This window comes from Carnobacterium sp. 17-4 (assembly GCF_000195575.1).
In the GTDB taxonomy this organism is placed as follows: Bacteria; Bacillota; Bacilli; order Lactobacillales; family Carnobacteriaceae; genus Carnobacterium_B.
Window position 1 is genome coordinate 2397033 of record NC_015391.1, and the last position, 17911, is coordinate 2414943.

Sequence of the window (17911 nt, forward strand, 5' to 3'; positions counted from 1 at the left end):
GTTCCTCCTATTTAATAGAGAAAAAATCTGCGATTGGCCCTAACGCCAACGCTGGTAAAAAGCTAAGTGCTCCAATAACGACGATGATAATAATCAGCATAGTGACAAAAGTTGAATTAGTAGTGGACAGCGTTCCTTCGCTCAATGCTGCTTTTTTCTTGCTGCCCATATTTTCTGCTAAAAATAAAATAGCTACAATTGGAAGGAATCTGGATAACGTCATCAGAAGGCTTCCTAGTAAATTCAAGAAAGTCGTATCTGCTAATAATCCACCAAACGCGCTCCCATTATTATTTGCAAGAGAAGTAGCTCCATATAAAATTTCACTAAAACCGTGAGCTCCAGTATTGGTCAACCAAGACATTACATCTGGATGCATCGTCATAGCCATGGCTCCAAAAAGTGTTAGCATCAATGGGGTCAACACTACTATACCGGCCATTTTGATATCAAATGCATCAATTTTTTTCCCTAAATATTCTGGTGTTCTTCCTACTAATAACCCTGCAATAAATACTGTTAGTATCAAGAATGCAAGCATTCCATATAATCCACTACCGGCTCCACCAAATATAATTTCGCCAAGTTGCATCAAGAACATCGGAATAGCTCCGCCTAAGGGAGTAAAACTGTCCAACATCGAGTTGATTGATCCATTTGAAGCAGCCGTGGTACTAATGGCCCATAAACTAGACCATCCTATCCCAAAACGCATCTCTTTTCCTTCTAAGTTCATTGATTCTGCCACATTCACAAATGCTGGTCCAAAACTTTCACTGACTACAACACCCACAAAAGCCAGCACTGCAAAGAATAGTGAAGCAATCATGATTGTTCTGCCTTGTTTCCAATCCTTGACCCAGAATCCAAAAGTAACGATCAATGCTGCTGGAATCAGTAATATACTAATATTTTCTACAAAATTTGATAACAGCGTTGGATTTTCAAATGGGAAAGCTGAGTTGCTTCCAAAAAATCCTCCACCATTTGTTCCCAGTTGTTTGATAGCTACTTGACTAGCCACAGGTCCTAAATACAGCCATAACTCTTGTCCTTCAAATCCTTGATAAGCTACTCCTTGACTCAAGGTTTGAACCGTTCCTTGCGAGATTAAGATAATCGCTACGATAACTGACAGTGGAAATAGCGTATAAAGTAAACTTCTCGTTAGATCTTTCCAAAAGTTTCCTATCAACTTCGTTCGCTTTTGCGTAATACCTCTAAATAAGGTACATACGACTGCCATTCCTACACCTGCTGAAACAAAATTTTGAACAGTTAATCCAAACATTTGTGAAAAGTTAGAAAGACTGGTTTCTCCAGAGTATGCCTGCCAGTTGGTATTGGTCACAAAACTGACTGAAGTATTGATGGCTAAATCCAATGACATATTTGCAACATTCTGTCCTCCAGGTAGAAAATGCTGCGTCATTAATAATACCGTTAGAAATACAAATGATAAGATTGATAATATTAAAATGGACAAGAGATACCTTTTCGCACTCATATTATTTTGACTTACAGATCCCAGAATCTTATATACCCCATTCTCTAGCGGTTGAAGAAAACGCACATACTTAGGTATTTTCCCTTGCATCGTCTCCTTTATGTACCAACCTAAAGGGATCGAAATTAATATCAATACAAAGAAAAAGAACATACCTTGAAACATCATACTGCTCATATTTCTTCCCCCTTAAATAAAAACCAAAAAAGATATACCATCAATAACGCACCCACTATTCCTAGAAAAAATTCCATTTTCGCCATCTCCTTTACTCTTTCATCTTATCCAATAAGCTATAAAGATAGTGTTAATCTTTCCTTTATTTCTTTATACTTTCTTTATACTCCTGTTATCTAATTGCTCTTGGAAATCTCACAGTATACAAAAACTAGTAAAACCTTTAAAACAATACTTACTCAACTTGAACTTATGGTAAACTTATTCCATCTAAATAATAACAACTGTTTTAAGGAGGTGAATTATGAATAGGATAAACGGATTTAAGCTTGCTTCCTACTTCTTGCTAATTACGCTATTTTTGTCTTTGTCAGCTTGTTCTCCACATCCTGACTTTGATGTTTACACTGGTAAAGCTTTAAACATTGGTGTTATCGGAGAACCTCCTGAAATAAAAGAAGAAAACATTCAATTTCATAGAATTTCTTTTGATGATTTAATGGATAAAAATCCAGATTATTATGATGCAATCTTTATTATGAAAGAAAATTTATCTCAAGCTAGTGAAAAACAATATTTTGAAGTTTACCTAAACTCTGATATGCCGTTCTTTTTTATAGCAGCGAAGAGTCATATTCCTTTTACCGAAGTAGATATCACTTTTGATGATTCATCATGGGAGAATTGGAATTGGACCTCGGAGGATAGTTCTGTTTATGTTTCTGGAATGATGAGCAATCCAGAAGAAGATTTATTTAAATCCTGGGGTTATGGTTTATATAACGATACAAAAACAGAAGAAAATATAATAGACGTTTATTCAAGAATATTTATGACAATAGAAGAACCTGAATCATGATAAATTCCTATTTCTATGCAAATTTCCTTATGTATATCAGCAATAAAATGCACTGCCTTGTGATTGAGACTCCTATTTTCAAAACTAAAAAAGATGAACTTCCATTAAGAGGAAGTTCACCTTTTTTAGAGAAAGCATTTAGTACCATTCTCTTCGTTTACTAGTAGCCTGTTTAAAAATCTTTTTCAGCTCATCTTCATCATTATCTGCTAGTGTACGTTTCATAGTATTTAGTTCAGTCTCGAATTGTTCAATCGACGTCAATAAGGCTGTTCGGTTGTTTAAAAACAGTTCACTCCACAATTCAGCATTGATATCAGCAATTCTTGTCAATTCTTGAAAACTATTTCCTGCAAACGTCAGTGTTTCTTCTGAAGCTTGCTGGCTATTTACAACTGCTACAGACAAGACATGCATCAATTGACTGACATAGGCGATTTGTTCATCATGTTTTCCAGGAGAAACACGCGTTACTTGATTAAAGCCAATCTCTCTATAAAGCTTCTCAATAAGTTGTAAAGAAGCTTCTTTGTTTGTCGGAATAGGAATAATCAAAGCATTCGCTCCTATAAATCGTGTGTAGTCTGCTCCAATAATCCCTTGTTTTTCACTTCCACGCATCGGATGAGCAAATACAAAGTCGACTGTTGAAGGAAGTACTTTAGAGACTTTTTCTATAATCGCTGTTTTAACACCCGTCACATCGGTTAGAATAGCTCCATCTTTCAAGATGTTTTTATATTGCTCGACAAATGGCGCAATTTGGTTAGGATAAAGAGAAATCATAATGACATCCATATCCCGCAAAATGTCATTAGCTTCTACAAATCCCTGTTTGATCATTCCTTGATCTACAGCTATTTTTAACGTGGATTCGCTGACGTCTATCCCGTAAACATTGGTATAACCAGCTGCTTGAAGACCTTTAGCAAACGAACCACCAATGACTCCTAAACCGACAATCGCAATGTTCATTCGTTCTCACCTTTATTTCTGACTTCTTTCAATGCTTGGATAGCCAACAAATAACCTGTTGCTCCAAATCCTGAAATTTGTCCAATACAAGCTGGTGCTACGACAGACTCTTTCCGGAAAGACTCCCGGGAATGAATGGCACTTAAATGCACTTCTACAGTTGGTATCGTTACTGACTTCACTGCATCTTGAATGGCATAGCTGTAATGAGTATACGCTGCAGGATTAAGAACGATCCCGTCTACCTTATCCATATGGGCTTGTTGGATTCGGTCAATCAAATCCCCTTCTGAGTTGCTTTGAAAAAAGGAACAGTCTACTTCTTGAATTTCAGCGTATTGTTGAATCTTACTTTCTATCTCTTTCAATGTTTGCCTACCATATATCTCGGGTTCACGGGTACCTAAAAAGTTTAAATTTGGTCCATTAATAATAACGATTTTCATGCTAACCTCTCCTTTTATGCGTAATGGTTTTTGGAAGATTATTCTTGATAGTGTTCAGTACATCTTCTAAATTGGATTGATTATCCACTCTAAAATCGGCGAATGACTGGTATAAATCCAAACGTTGTTCATATAATTGGTACAGCTTATCTTTGCCACCTTTTAATAATGGTCGATGACCAATTTCGATATCTTTAATGATGTGTTCGATAGGCCGATTAATAAACACAATCCAGCCTGTTTTTCCTAGTGCCTGAATATTTTCGGGATTCAGAACGACTCCGCCACCACACGAAATGACCGTGTGATCTTCAGTTACTGCTAGTTTTTTGCATGCTTTTGTCTCTATTGCTCTAAAATGAGCTTCACTCACTTCAAATAGTTCCGGAATGGTTTGTTTTGTTGTGTGTTCAATAAAAAGATCGATATCTTTAAACGGCATGCCTAGTTGTTGACTAAGTTTTTCTCCAATCGTGCTTTTACCACTACCTGTCATCCCAATCAACACTATATTCGTCTTCATAAGCTTTCACCAGTTTGTCTCTTCCATTCAGAAATCAACTCTTCTGTAACTTGCTCATCAATCGAACACTTTTCCCAGATTTCTACTGCTCGAACAGCTTGACCCACTAACATATCTAACCCATTAGCCGTTTGTTTGTTGTTTTCACATCCCAATCGTAAGAAAGTGGTCTCACTAGGGTTGTAAATCAAATCAATCAGATAATCAAATCTTTGAATAACTTTTTCACTTAAAGGAGTCTCTTTAACATTAGGGTACATCCCAACAGGAGAGGTATTAATTAAAAAATCTCCCGTTAAAGATTGGGCATTTTCATAATTGGTATACCTTTTATTTTTTGTGTTTTTAAACCGTTCAGGATTCCGAGATACAATATAGATCATCTTAATCCCATGATCCATTAAATACGCTTCGACTGTTTTTGAGGCACCACCTGATCCTAAAACAACTGCAATTTTCCCATTCACATTCCATTGTCTACGGTTCAAAATCAGACCAAAGCCATCGTAATCTGTATTGTGTCCGATTAATTTCCCATTTATATTTTCAATCGTATTCACTGCTCCCAATTTTTTTGCAAATGAATCAATTTCATCTAGATAAGGAATAACGGTTTCTTTATAAGGTATTGTGACATTTACCCCATTGATAGATAACGTTCTAATACCTTCCATCGCTTTTTTTAATTCTGTTGGAGGAAACGCAAAGAGCTTGTAAGCAGCATCTAGTCTTATTTTTTGATAAATTAACTTATGAAGGCTTGGAGAATAGCTATGTACAAGCGATTCTCCTAATAATCCGTAAAATTTCATAGGGCACCTCTTCCCATCCTGTGATAATGTGTTGAAGTATAGACAAAAGAAACCTAAAGTTCAATTAAAAAATTTTTTTAAAATTATTTTAATGCTTCTCATTCTTTTGGTACCAAACGTTTAACCTATTTTTAATATTATTTTTTAAAATTCTTTTTTGTTTTTTGTTGACAATATTTTTTTTACTTGCTAGTATTGGTCTCACAGTTGGGAACCAGCTGATAATGATCAATTGAGGAGAGACCACCATGAACTTACAAGCACAACTTAAAACTGCAATGGACTCACAATTGAATAATTATTATTTTAGCTTCTTTATGAGAAAATCTATAGAGGCTAAAGTTTTTTAAGCTGCTAACAACAGTTGCCCTATAGATTTTGAAAGAAATCGAAGGGGCAACGAACTAATCTGATTTTTATATACACTATTAGTGAACTTACCTAACGCTACATTCGATAATCTTTCAATAGACTATCGGGTGTGGCGTTTTTTCGTTTTTCAATAATTTTAGTGGAGGAAGATAGATGATCATTCATACGTTAGGACCCAGCAGCACGGATAGTTATACAGTCGCAGAATCTTTACTACAATCAGAAGACGATGGTATTGTAGGCTATCCATCTTTTGACAGCTTATTGCACAATATTCATCAGTTAACCGAACAATACGTCTTGTTCCCTGTAGCTTTTAAAAGTGCCCGAAAAGATTATGGGTGGAAAGAATTTAATTATGATTACTGGGATAAAGTTGAATTGGTAGACGTCTTCCAACGAAAAACCAAGCCTATGGTTCTAATTAAAAATAGCTTTTATGCAGAAAACCGAGCGATGATTCATCCAGCCACCACTATTTTTTTGAAAAAATATTTAATTAAAAAAAACGAAGATACCGTAATTGAATTTTCAGACAGTAAATTCAAAGCTTGGTCAGCCTTTTGTAAAAAAAATCTGAAATATACGATTATTAGCGAGGATGTGTTTGAAAAAGAAAAAAGAGTCGGGTACACGATTGAAGAACGTTATGAGCCAGTAATGGTGTGGTGTTTGTACAAAATAAACTAAACAATACAGAGGAGAATGACTATGATAATCGTATTAAAACAAGGAATCAAAGCAAATGAGGTTAAAGAACTAGCTGCTAAATTAGAATCTCAAGGAGTTACCGTGAGTCATTTTACCGATATCAAGCGCGATTTTTTAGGTCTGATTGGCGATACTAGTGGGATCGATGCTCACCAATTGCATGCTTTTTCGGAAGTAGAGCAAGTTATTCGAGTAGAAGATCCTTACAAAAGAGCGAATAGAAAATTTCATCCTGAGAATTCTATCATCAAAATTGGTGACGAAACAATCGGTGGTACTAAATTAGGAATTATCGCGGGACCATGTTCTGTAGAAAGTGAAGAACAAATTGTGACTATTGCAAAACAACTTAAACAAGCTGGTGCGAACTTCTTACGCGGAGGTGCATTCAAGCCAAGAACTTCTCCATACAGTTTCCAAGGTCTTGAATTAGAAGGATTAAAAATGCTCCAAGTTGCTAAAGCTGAAACGGGCATGCCTATTGTGACTGAATTGATGTCGACAAAATGGGTCGATCAATTTGTTGACTCAGTAGACATCATTCAAATTGGTGCACGCAACATGCAAAACTTTGATTTACTCAAAGAAGTTGGACGAACGAATACACCAGTCCTTTTAAAACGTGGCTTATCTGCAACCTACAAAGAATGGTTGATGTCAGCTGAGTACATCATGGCTGGAGGAAATAAAAATGTTATTTTATGCGAACGCGGCATTCGGACATTTGAAACAGAAACCCGCAATACACTAGATATCCAAGCTGTTCCTGTCATCAAAGAACTCTCTCACTTGCCAATTATTATTGATCCGAGCCATGCTGGTGGAATGTCTTACTTGGTTGAAGCAGGCGCTAAATCAGGTATCGTTGCCGGAGCAGATGGCTTAATGATTGAGGTTCACAATGATCCAGCTAACGCTTGGAGCGATGGCGAACAATGTTTGACACCAGATGAATTCGCTAGATTGATGGAAAAAGCTCGTAAGCTAGCTGAGTTCGAAGGTCGTTCAATCGATGAAGCAGCTACTATTTTGACCAAATAAATTGTGGGAGGATAAAATCAATGTCTGTCTTAACCGTTAAACTTCCAACAAATGAAGTGAGTTACGAATTAAAGATTGAAAAAGGAATACTCAACCGCGTCAGTAATGAAGTCTCAAAAATCTTTACTGGAGCTAAAATTGCCATTGTCACCGATGAAACCGTCTATGACCTTTACGCTAAATCTATTATAAAAGATTTAAAAGCAGCAGATTATGAAGTGCAGTGCAGTGTTTTGCCTCCGGGAGAACAGACTAAAACATTTGACTCGCTGCCCACTCTCTACAGTGCGTTTGCGGATTTCGGATTAACACGTAGCGACTTGATCATTGCTCTAGGCGGCGGCGTGATAGGGGATATTACTGGTTTTGCCGCTTCTTCTTACTTGAGAGGCATCTCCTATGTCCAAATTCCCACTACACTTCTAGCGCAAGTTGACAGTAGTGTAGGAGGAAAAGTGGGCGTCGATCTACCTGAGGGGAAAAACTTAGTTGGTACTTTTTATCACCCCCTACTCGTCTTGATCGATCCATTGGTCCTAGAAACCTTGACGGATTCTGCCTTTGCTGATGGAATGGCAGAAGTAATCAAATATGGCTGTATAAAAGACCTTAATTTATTTCATCGTCTGATGAACTTGTCTTCTAGAAAAGAAGTCATGCAGCACATTGATTGGCTCATTGAAACCTGTTGTACGATTAAACAAGTGATTGTGCAAGCAGATGAAAAAGATTTGGGTGAACGAATGGTGTTGAACTTTGGGCATACATTGGGACACGCTATAGAAGCCTATTACCAGTATGAAAAATATACCCATGGTCAAGGTGTGGCTATTGGTATGGTGGCTATTTCAAGAATCGCAGAATCCAAACGGATGACAACAGTTGGAACCACTGATCAGTTAATCACTCTCTTACAGCAACATCAATTACCTATAGAACTAGAAAACCCTGAAGCTTATCCTAAACTATTGCCTTATATCAAAAAAGACAAGAAAAATATTGCAGGCAGTTTATCCGTGATTGTTTTGGCTGACTTTGGACGCGCTACTGTACATCAAACGGCTCTGTCATTTTTCGATTCTTTAGACACTGGAGGAACACTATGACCAACTTAACCCTTACCACTAAGAAATTAAGCGGAACCGTTACTGTCCCGCCTTCTAAAAGTATGGCGCATCGAGCAGTGATCTGCGCTAGTTTAGCAGCAGGTCGCAGTACGATCAAGAATATTCAACTATCTGATGATATTCTTGCAACTATCGAGGGTATGCGTTCGTTTGGAGCGATTATTTCTTATGATAATCAGACATTGACTATCGAGGGCATCCGCAATGGAGCAGCTAAAGAAAGGCGCACAATCAATTGCAATGAGTCCGGCTCTACCTTGCGTTTTCTGATTCCTTTAGCGACACTATTTACAGGAGAAACGCACTTTATCGGTCAAGGACATTTAGGCAAACGTCCGCTTGAACCTTATCAAGAATTATTCGAGGCTCAATCGCTCCACTACGAACAAGCCGCAACTAAAAACCTACAGTTGAGTGTCGCCGGACCTTTGACACCAGGTATCTATGAAATGCGTGGCGATATCAGTTCCCAGTTTATCACCGGTATGTTACTGACTTTGCCTTTACTTGCCGAAGACTCTGTCCTAAAAATTACGACTCATTTAGAATCGAAAGGCTACATTGATTTGACCCTGTCTGTCTTGCAATCCTTTGGCATTGTGATTGAACAAGATGAGGATGGACAAGAATACCGCATTAAAGGCCAGCAAACTTATACCGCTCGTGATTACACAGTTGAAGGGGATTACTCACAAGCAGCCTTCTGGTTGAGTGCAAATGCATTAGGGAATGAGCTTTTGGTAAATGGATTGGATTCAGATTCTTTACAAGGTGATCAAGCTATCGTCTCGATCTTAGATACAGTGAATGGCGGTTCTACTGAAAGTGAACGTGTCATAGATGGAGCTCAAGTACCAGATATTATTCCAGTAGTGGCTCTGGTCGCTGCATTAAGCAAAGGCAAAACAAAAATTATCAATCTGGAACGTCTACGGATCAAAGAAAGTGACCGATTAGTCGCCACTCAAAAAGAATTGGCTGCTTTAGGTGCACAGATTGAGATAATAGGAGATTCACTTTTGATCGAAGGGGTTTCTGAACTCTCCGGCGGTCAAGAAGTTTGGAGTCATAAGGATCATCGCATGGCTATGATGTTGGCTATTGCTTCAACCGTATGCAAAGAACAGATTCACATCAAAGACACAGATTGTGTCAAGAAGTCTTATCCCAACTTTTGGGAAACATTCCAACAACTAGGAGGAAAAATACATGAGTGGAATATGGGGTAAAAATTTACAACTCTCACTATTTGGAGAGTCACATGGTGTGGCGATTGGTATTACCATCAATGGCCTGCCTCCAGGTTTGGAAATAGATATGGACCAGGTTTTAGTTGAAATGGCACGCAGAGCGCCGGGGAAAAATGAATTGACGACACCAAGAAAAGAAAAAGATCATCCAGAAATTTTAAGCGGCTTTTTAGATGGGAAAACAACTGGTGCACCACTGACTGCCATCATTTGGAACACAAATACGCGCTCCAAAGACTACAGTGTGCTGAAGGATGTTATGCGCCCGGGACAAGCTGATTACCCTGGACGTGTGCGTTACAACGGCCACAATGACCATCGTGGCAGCGGCCATTTTTCAGGAAGGATCACTGCTCCTCTCGTATTTGCAGGTGCCATTTGTCAGCAATGGCTGAAAAAAAAAGGTGTAACAGTAGGATCTCATATTCAATCGATTGGAACAATCGAAGATGAAACTTTTGAGGATCAAAAAACAGTCACTTTAGAGCAAATTAAACAGTTCAAAGAAGAACAGCTTCCTTTGTTTAATACGGAAAAAAAATCAGAAATGACCAACTTGATTTTGGAAGCAAAAGAAGATGGAGATTCTGTAGGCGGGGTCGTTGAAACATTCGTCTTAGGATTAGATGCTGGGTATGGAAATCCATTCTTTGACTCAGTTGAATCTCAACTGGCTCATCTCGTATTTGCCGTTCCAGCCATTAAGGGTATTGAATTTGGAACAGGATTCGACATTACCAAAATGCGCGGTTCAGAAGCAAACGACGAATATTACTACGATGAACAAGGGCGCATCAAAACACGCTCCAACAATAACGGTGGAATCATTGGCGGGATTACTTATGGCATGCCGATTGTTTTCAGAGCTGCTGTTAAACCGCCTGCTTCCATCAAAAAGAAGCAACAGACGATCAATATCCAAGAAGGAACTGAGACTGAACTTGAAGTCGAAGGACGTCACGATCCTTGTATCGTTCCACGCGTATTGCCAGTATTAGAGGCAGTTACCGCTATCGGATTAATGGATTTGATGCTTGGAGGACAATCTAATGAATGAATTGGAACAGTACCGCAAAGAGATTGATGAGATTGATCAAGAACTTACTCGCTTGTTTGAGTTACGGCTAAACACAGTTTTAAAAGTCGGTCGCTACAAAAAGCAGCACAACTTACCGGTATTGGATGCCACTCGCGAAAAAGCTGTTATTGAGAGAAATATCGCTCGCTTAAAAGATCCACAGTTCGAGCCACAAGTTACTCAATTCTTCCAATCGATGATGGACATTACGAAAGAAACTCAAACAACTCTCTTAAAATCAGAACCGTGATTTATCGGTTTATTGCACAAAAACAGGTTACTCATGAACAGTTGTGTTCATTGAATAACCTGTTTTTTTATAGCTGGTGTTGGGCTTTTCCCCTCCCAAAGATAACTTAGTCCATTAATTTTATTTCTTCTAAATTCTCATACAGCTGTGGGTATTCATGACACTTAGGATTTCTAGGTGAACATATTTCTCTTCCAAACGAAATCATTGCTTGATGCGCTCTTCCCCAATATTTGGCGGGGATAATTTCTGTTATACGTTCTTCAATTTGTTTGGGTGTGGCGTTTTCTTCTACTATTTTGTGATGTTTGCAAACACGTGCAACATGCGTGTCTACTGCAAAGGCATCTTGGTTAAAAGCAACATTCAATAAAATATTAGCTGATTTAGGCCCGATTCCTGTTAATGATTGCAATTCTTCACGTGTATTTGGAACTTTCCCATCAAATGTTTCAAGCAATTGATGACTGCTTTTATAAATATACTTTGCTTTATTTCGGTAAAGCCCAATTGTTTTTATGTACGATTCAATTTCTTCCGGGGAAGACTCACTAACCGCTTGAGGATTTGGATAACGTTTGAATAACCGTTCTTTTACTTTCGCAACAGATTCATCAGTCGCTTGAGCACTCAATATAACGACCATCAACAATTGAAAAGGATTTTGATAATGCATCGTTGGGACAGCATCGGGGTAAAGTTTCATAATTTCATAGACCACGTGTTGAGCAGCTTCTTTTGTTAGCATAGGTATTCTTTTCCTTCTTTCAATTCTCTCTAAATATACCCTGTCTTCAGTTAGAAAATTTTTGACTTGACTGGCACAACTTTAGTATATCTCATAACGAGCAAAAAAATCCCAGAAGTAATTTTTTTCTTTCTGGGATCCATTATTTTTCCAATCCGAAAATTATGCGTGATAAGCTTGATCTGCTTCAGATAGCATGTTGTATACCCCCGCATAGGTTCCGCACACATCTCCAGGAATAGTATAGTTGGATGTGATTTTACGTAATTGGGTAAATTCTTCCTCTAAATATGGCTTACCGGTGGTACCTGCTTCTATTGTCTTTTCCTTCATTATATTAAACAAATTTCGTACTTCAAATGCTTCAGGATGGTTCTTCCCGTGTGCACGCGTAATTGCTAGTGTAAACATATCCAATTTTTCAAAATAGTGCTCCGCCACTTCATTGAATGTTGCCATTAGTGAATTCCTTCTTTCTTGTGTAGGTTATTTTTCTTTATAACAGCAGTATAGTCCATCTGTCGCAATGGAAAATTGACCCACATCAAGTTTGAAATCTTGAAAAGCTCAAAAAAAGTCAAAGACACAAGTGATTGCAGCGTTTACAATTTATTTCTTTGGCTTTTTATGAAATAACCCCATCACACAGATTGCTAGATATTTAAAGTAAAATCGACGCAATCAAATCATCAAATTTTCTAATATCGATATCTTTTCCTAAGCCAATTTTGATATTGCCTGCTCTCGTCCATAATTCAACTTCCGCATTGATATCAAAAGTTCCTGCATTTTCGGTGGACCACATGTTGATTGAACTATAAGGTAAAGAATAAATCTCGATTTTCTTCCCACGTAATCCTTGTGCATCACGAACAATCAGTCGTTTGTTCGTAAATATAGCCACATCTCTAATTGTTTTAAACGCTTCTACTGCTTCTTCTCCTGGAACCAATCGATCATTGATATCGCTTGGAATCGCGCATTTTTCAGAAAACGTCCAATTTATGTATTTTTCTAGTTCAGCCATTCTTCATTCTCATCCCTCATTATAACGTTGAAAAAACTACTTTACTTATAAATTTCCAACTACACGTTCATTATACCTGTTATTTAATCTATAAATCTATCTCTTTTTTGTATTTGATTCAACCATGAAGGCGAAAAAAGCTAATTCCACACGACGTAGAATTAGCCTTTTGGGGATATCTATTAAAAATAGTTGGCTGTAAACTTAACTATTTGACTGTTCATCATTGCATGTAAGAAACTATCAGTCTTCTACAAGATTGAACTGTCTTTATCTGCTTTTCATTAACAGACTAATGGCTTGTTGGATATTTTCTTCTCCAGTACCGCCCTCTTTAATGTTTTCTTGTACACATTCTACTAAGTTTTCAGCCACAATCAAGCTAATAGCCCGATCAAGACTGGCACGAACAGCTGACAATTGTGTCACGATGTCCACGCACTCTTTTCCATCTTCCATCATCTTTAATACGCCATGCAATTGTCCGTCAGAACGTTTCAACCGGTTTACAATTTTCACATTATATTCCATTAGACTGTATCACCTCTCCAAGCAGATATACCGCCCATAACATTGGTTACTTTGTATCCTTCTTTTGCTAACTGTTGACAAGCCATTGCAGAGCGAGCTCCTGAGTGGCACATTACATAGTATTCTTGTTCTTTGTTTAACTGTTCTTTTTCATTTGATAAATCGCTTAAAGGTACATGAATAGCGCCTTCTATATGTTTAGATTCCCATTCATCGCTTTCACGAACATCGACTAATGAAATGGTTTCTTTTCTCCATTTTTGTTCAAATTCTGGCATTGATATTGAATTGTACATTATTTTTCCACCTTTTCTGGTCTAACTGTTGAATAAAGAGCAAATGCTCCATCCAAATTTTTAGCCTTATATTCATTTTGTTTTAAAATCCTTTCAGCAATGTAGCTGCGCAACCCACTGTGACAACTTACAATGATTGGTTTGTCTTTAGGCACTTCTGATAATCGCTCACGTAACTGATCTAAAGGAATATTTAGTGCTCCTTTTAAGCGACCATTCTTTTCAAGTTCTCCTTCATTACGCACATCTAACAATAGATAGCCTTCTTCTTGCTTTGATTCTAATTCATACCATTGAATCGATTCGCTTACTCCTTCAATCAAATTCAAAGCAGCATAACCAGCCATATTTACCGGATCTTTTGCTGATCCAAATGGTGGGGCATAGGTAAACTCTAGCTCTGGCAAATCATGTATCGTCATGCCTGATTTAATGGCCGTTGCAATGATATCAATGCGTTTATCTACTCCATCTTCACCTATCGCTTGTGCACCATAAATTTTTCCATTTTCAGGATTAAATAATACTTTTAGCAAAATAGTACCTGCATTTGGATAATAACCTGCATGACTTTTTCCTTGGATATGAACGATTTCAAATTTTTCATTTGTCATTTTCAATTGTCTTTCGTTTAAACCAGTTGAAGCGGCCACTTGGTTAAATACACGGACAATTGCCGTACCAATGCTCCCTTTATTTTTTCGCGGCAATCCACTAATCACATCAGCAACTTGTCTGCCTTGACGATTCGCCGGAGAAGCTAAAGCAATCATCGTATCTTCTCCATTGATTTGTTGTTTTACTACAATCGCATCTCCGACAGCATAGATATCTTTTTGACTTGTTTCATAGTATTCATTTACCACTATCCCACCACGTATGCCTGTTTCAATACCTGCAGTGAGAGCCAATGTCGTTTCAGGTTTAACCCCTACCGACATTAATGTTAGGTCACTTTCTAAGCGCTCACCAGTATCAAGTACAACTACTTTTCCTTCTGCTTCAAATGATTCAGCAGCCAATCCGGTATACAATTTGACCCCATTAGCTTTTAATTCTTTAGTAATATAAGCGGCCATTTCTTCATCTAAAGGCGGCAAAACGTGTGGTGCTTTCTCAATAATTGTAACGTCTAATCCACGATGAACTAAACTTTCAGCCATTTCTAATCCAATAAATCCAGCTCCAATCACGACAGCTTTTTTAGGCTGATGTAATTCCATGAAATCCGTGATTGCATCAACATCCGGAACCGAACGCAATGTAAAGATATTCTTTGCTTCTTCTAGCCCTTTAGCTGGTGGAATAAACGGCTTAGCACCTGGAGAAAGAATCAATTTATCGTAAGATAAGGTATAGTCTCCTTCTGATGTTCGAACAGTTACTTCCTTTAATGAAGCATCTATTGCTACTGCTTCACTATGTGGACGAACATCTAGTTCAAAACGCGCTTGTAAAGCTTCTGGTGTTTGAACCAACAAGTCACTGCGTTCTTCAATTTCACCAGCGACATAATACGGTAGACCACAATTAGCAAATGACACATACGGACCTTTTTCTAACACAATGATTTCAGCCGTTTCATTCAAACGTCTTAAGCGCGTAGCTGCAGACATCCCACCAGCTACTCCTCCTATAATAACAACTTTCATTACACTTTCCCTCCCTTTTTAGCTCCAGCCCAAGAAGACATGCCTCCGCGAACATTTACTACATCGTAGCCTTGTTTCATTAGAGATTTCGAAGCTTTTTTACTACGCATGCCGGATTGACAGATCACGTAAACTTTACCATTGGGGGTATAATGAGCGATTTTACCTAATGGGACATTTTTAGCTCCAGGTATATGACCTCCTTGAAACTCATGAGCTTCACGTACATCAATAATTTGAGGTCTCTCCACTAACTTTTTCTCTAATTCATTGGTTGAAATAGATGATACTGTTTTAAAAAACATCTTTATTCCTCCTATTTTTAATTTATTTTCTATTTTCGTTGCTAAATAGTCTTCCTAACATAATACCCTGCACCGTATTTACAAATTATACTCCATGGGGTATAATTTGTAAAGCATATTTGTTTAAAACAGACTAAAAAAATAGTAGCCTCATTTAAGGCACTAACACTTGTTTTCCAAATGATAATTTGCTATAGTTAGATTGTAATTAATACAATTAAATAACTATTATGAAATGGAGTGATTAGGATAATGAGTATTGATTTTAAAGATCATGGCAAAAAACCTTATGTTGTAAATATTGAAGATGCTACAGTGCAAAATGATAACTACCGTACAACGATATGGACAGGCGCTAAATTACAAGTAACCGTCATGACTATTCAACCAAACGATGATATTGGCTTAGAAGTGCATCATGGAATTGATCAATTTATTCGTATCGAAGAAGGTCAAGGGCTATGCCAAATGGGACCCTCTGAAGATAACTTAAATTTTGAACAAGTTGTTTCTGAAGATGAAGCCGTATTGGTTCCAGCAGATATGTGGCACAATATTAAAAATACTGGTGACAAACCACTAAAATTATATACCATTTATGCGGGTCCTGATCATGTTGAAGGAACTATTCACCCAACTCATGAAGACGCAGAAAATGATCCTAATGAACACTAAAAAAAGCCTCGCTTTATAAAAAGGAATGTTTTGAGTCCAAACATTTGAGCAACAGCTCTAAATATTGGGCTCTCCTTTTTTGTAATTTATTAAATATAAACTAAATAAAACTACTCTAAGGAGGAGAATATATGGAGACACCACTATTAAACACAACCCAACTAGGCTACGAATTAGATGGAAAAGCCATTTTAAAAGGAATAACGCTATCTGTTGAAGAGGGAGAATTCTTAACGATTACAGGACCATCAGGAAGTGGAAAAAGTACCTTATTAAAAATTATTGCTTCACTCTTGTCTCCAACTGAAGGAACCGTTTCTTATCAAAGTAAACTAGTTGATGACTATGAACCTACTGATTACCGAAAAGAAGTCTCCTATTGTTTCCAGACGGCTACACTTTTTGGAGAAACTGTAAAAGACAATCTCATGTTCCCATTTGTTATCAGAGATCAGCCTTTTAATGAAAAAAAAGCCTTAGATGCTTTAAAAAAAGTTGGCCTAGGAGCAGAGTATTTAACTAAATCAGTCAACGCATTATCTGGTGGGGAAAAGCAAAGGGTAGCATTGATTCGTAATGTTTTATTTATGCCTAAAGTCCTCTTACTAGATGAAGTAACTAGCGCATTAGATCATGAAAACCAAGAAATTATTCGTGATTTAATCCGTAATCTGAATCAAGAACAAGGCGTTACAATTTTATGGGTCACCCATAATGCAGTCGAGATTCAAGCTTCAAATCGTATTATTCACTTAGTTAATGGTGAAATGGAGGAACCAAAATGAACTTAGCTATTAATAATTCATCTTTACTATTTGCAACTGCCTTAGTTGGTATAGCACTTATTGTGGTTTATAAAGAAAAATTAGGATTGGGTAAAGATATTTTAATTGGTGTTGTGCGAGCCGTTATCCAATTATTTGCTGTTGGTTATTTATTAGGCTATGTCTTTAAACTAAATAATATTATTGTGACATTAGCACTTGTTTTAGTTATTATTTTTAATGCCTCTTTTAATGCGGGGAAGAAAAGCAATGGTATATCAAATGCATTTAAAATATCTTTTATTGCCATCTTAACAGCTACTAGTTTAACTTTGATTGTCTTACTTTTATCAGGAGCTATTTTATTCATCCCTTCTCAGGTCATTCCAATATCAGGAATGATTGCTAGTAACTCAATGATTGCGATTGGAATTTGTTACCGCAATTTGAACTCAAAATTTAAAGACCAACGTCAACAAGTATTAGAAAAACTGGCATTAGGAGCAAATTTAAAACAAGCTTCTATCTCCATAGTACGTGATAGTATTCGTGCAGGAATGCTCCCAACAATCGAATCTGCAAAGACCATTGGAATTGTTAGTCTGCCCGGTATGATGTCTGGATTGATGTTTGCTGGTGTAAACCCTACGCATGCGATAAAGTACCAAATTATGGTTACCTTTATGCTGCTATCCACTACAAGTATTGCATCTGTGATTGCTAGTTACTTGGCTTATAAAGAATTTTATACAGCAAGGAAACAACTAAAAGATTAAACCAATAAA

General features: G+C 37.4%; 22 protein-coding genes. 10 read left to right on the forward strand and 12 right to left on the reverse strand.

Annotated features, from left to right (window positions below):
* Positions 1-7 precede the first annotated feature (7 nt).
* A complete protein-coding gene (kdpA, locus tag CAR_RS11350; RefSeq protein ID WP_041556668.1) occupies positions 8-1684 on the reverse strand; it encodes a potassium-transporting ATPase subunit KdpA in 1677 nt (558 codons plus the stop codon).
* A 304-nt stretch (positions 1685-1988) separates the two neighbouring features.
* Here kdpA and CAR_RS11355 point away from each other — a divergent pair, with 304 nt between their 5' ends.
* On the forward strand, positions 1989-2543 hold the full coding sequence (locus CAR_RS11355) for a hypothetical protein (RefSeq protein ID WP_041556669.1): 555 nt from the start codon (positions 1989-1991) through the stop codon (positions 2541-2543).
* Between the two features lie 138 nt (positions 2544-2681).
* On the opposite strand, the gene CAR_RS11360 is transcribed toward CAR_RS11355, so the two are convergent.
* The 4 genes from CAR_RS11360 to aroE are packed head-to-tail and all read right to left on the reverse strand — an operon-like array spanning position 2682 to position 5299.
* Positions 2682-3518 (reverse strand): prephenate dehydrogenase, encoded by an 837-nt coding sequence (locus CAR_RS11360; RefSeq protein ID WP_013711882.1) that lies wholly within the window; start codon positions 3516-3518, stop codon positions 2682-2684.
* Complete coding sequence (gene aroQ, locus CAR_RS11365; protein ID WP_013711883.1) at positions 3515-3964, reverse strand: type II 3-dehydroquinate dehydratase; 450 nt, start codon at positions 3962-3964, stop codon at positions 3515-3517. Before aroQ ends, CAR_RS11360 begins: the two co-directional genes overlap by 4 nt.
* A gap of 1 nt (position 3965) precedes the next feature.
* Positions 3966-4487, reverse strand: a complete 522-nt coding sequence (locus CAR_RS11370) for a shikimate kinase (RefSeq protein ID WP_041556671.1) — start codon at positions 4485-4487, stop codon at positions 3966-3968.
* Complete coding sequence (gene aroE / locus CAR_RS11375) at positions 4484-5299, reverse strand: shikimate dehydrogenase (RefSeq protein ID WP_013711885.1); 816 nt, start codon at positions 5297-5299, stop codon at positions 4484-4486. The genes CAR_RS11370 and aroE overlap by 4 nt, the downstream gene beginning before the upstream one ends.
* A gap of 525 nt (positions 5300-5824) precedes the next feature.
* Between aroE and CAR_RS11380 the strand changes: the two genes are divergently transcribed.
* From CAR_RS11380 to CAR_RS11405, 6 genes are read left to right on the forward strand one after another with little or no spacing between them, the layout of a single operon-like run.
* Positions 5825-6361 carry a hypothetical protein gene (locus CAR_RS11380; RefSeq protein WP_013711886.1) on the forward strand — a complete coding sequence of 179 codons (537 nt, stop codon included), beginning with the start codon at positions 5825-5827 and terminating at the stop codon, positions 6359-6361.
* A 21-nt stretch (positions 6362-6382) separates the two neighbouring features.
* Positions 6383-7423 (forward strand): 3-deoxy-7-phosphoheptulonate synthase, encoded by a 1041-nt coding sequence (gene aroF / locus CAR_RS11385; protein ID WP_013711887.1) that lies wholly within the window; start codon positions 6383-6385, stop codon positions 7421-7423.
* A gap of 20 nt (positions 7424-7443) precedes the next feature.
* Positions 7444-8529, forward strand: coding sequence for a 3-dehydroquinate synthase (gene aroB / locus CAR_RS11390; protein ID WP_013711888.1), 1086 nt, complete (start codon positions 7444-7446; stop codon positions 8527-8529).
* A complete protein-coding gene (aroA, locus tag CAR_RS11395; protein WP_013711889.1) occupies positions 8526-9779 on the forward strand; it encodes a 3-phosphoshikimate 1-carboxyvinyltransferase in 1254 nt (417 codons plus the stop codon). Before aroB ends, aroA begins: the two co-directional genes overlap by 4 nt.
* A complete protein-coding gene (gene aroC / locus CAR_RS11400; protein WP_013711890.1) occupies positions 9760-10857 on the forward strand; it encodes a chorismate synthase in 1098 nt (365 codons plus the stop codon). Before aroA ends, aroC begins: the two co-directional genes overlap by 20 nt.
* Entirely contained in the window at positions 10850-11128 is a 279-nt protein-coding gene (locus CAR_RS11405) for a chorismate mutase (RefSeq protein ID WP_013711891.1), read from the forward strand. The genes aroC and CAR_RS11405 overlap by 8 nt, the downstream gene beginning before the upstream one ends.
* 106 nt (positions 11129-11234) lie before the next feature.
* Here the strand turns inward: CAR_RS11405 and nth are convergent, their stop codons facing one another.
* The 7 genes from nth to CAR_RS11440 all read right to left on the reverse strand — a co-directional run bounded on the left by nth (position 11235) and on the right by CAR_RS11440 (position 15687).
* A complete protein-coding gene (gene nth / locus CAR_RS11410) occupies positions 11235-11876 on the reverse strand; it encodes an endonuclease III (protein WP_013711892.1) in 642 nt (213 codons plus the stop codon).
* Positions 11877-12038: 162 nt separating this feature from the next.
* Positions 12039-12335: a hypothetical protein gene (locus CAR_RS11415; protein WP_013711893.1), complete on the reverse strand. Its 297-nt coding sequence runs from the start codon at positions 12333-12335 to the stop codon at positions 12039-12041.
* A 202-nt stretch (positions 12336-12537) separates the two neighbouring features.
* Complete coding sequence (locus CAR_RS11420) at positions 12538-12903, reverse strand: PH domain-containing protein (RefSeq protein WP_007722078.1); 366 nt, start codon at positions 12901-12903, stop codon at positions 12538-12540.
* A gap of 270 nt (positions 12904-13173) precedes the next feature.
* Complete coding sequence (locus CAR_RS11425) at positions 13174-13434, reverse strand: metal-sensitive transcriptional regulator (RefSeq protein ID WP_013711894.1); 261 nt, start codon at positions 13432-13434, stop codon at positions 13174-13176.
* Positions 13434-13730: a rhodanese-like domain-containing protein gene (locus CAR_RS11430; RefSeq protein WP_041556673.1), complete on the reverse strand. Its 297-nt coding sequence runs from the start codon at positions 13728-13730 to the stop codon at positions 13434-13436. The genes CAR_RS11425 and CAR_RS11430 overlap by 1 nt, the downstream gene beginning before the upstream one ends.
* A complete protein-coding gene (locus tag CAR_RS11435) occupies positions 13730-15382 on the reverse strand; it encodes an FAD-dependent oxidoreductase (protein ID WP_013711896.1) in 1653 nt (550 codons plus the stop codon). The genes CAR_RS11430 and CAR_RS11435 overlap by 1 nt, the downstream gene beginning before the upstream one ends.
* Positions 15382-15687, reverse strand: coding sequence for a rhodanese-like domain-containing protein (locus CAR_RS11440; protein ID WP_013711897.1), 306 nt, complete (start codon positions 15685-15687; stop codon positions 15382-15384). The genes CAR_RS11435 and CAR_RS11440 overlap by 1 nt, the downstream gene beginning before the upstream one ends.
* 252 nt (positions 15688-15939) lie before the next feature.
* Here CAR_RS11440 and CAR_RS11445 point away from each other — a divergent pair, with 252 nt between their 5' ends.
* The 3 genes from CAR_RS11445 (at position 15940) to CAR_RS11455 (ending at position 17902) form a co-directional block, all read left to right on the forward strand.
* On the forward strand, positions 15940-16362 hold the full coding sequence (locus CAR_RS11445) for a cupin domain-containing protein (protein WP_013711898.1): 423 nt from the start codon (positions 15940-15942) through the stop codon (positions 16360-16362).
* A 131-nt stretch (positions 16363-16493) separates the two neighbouring features.
* On the forward strand, positions 16494-17147 hold the full coding sequence (locus CAR_RS11450) for an ABC transporter ATP-binding protein (RefSeq protein ID WP_007722090.1): 654 nt from the start codon (positions 16494-16496) through the stop codon (positions 17145-17147).
* Positions 17144-17902, forward strand: coding sequence for an ABC transporter permease (locus CAR_RS11455; RefSeq protein ID WP_013711899.1), 759 nt, complete (start codon positions 17144-17146; stop codon positions 17900-17902). The genes CAR_RS11450 and CAR_RS11455 overlap by 4 nt, the downstream gene beginning before the upstream one ends.
* Positions 17903-17911: the final 9 nt, after the last annotated feature.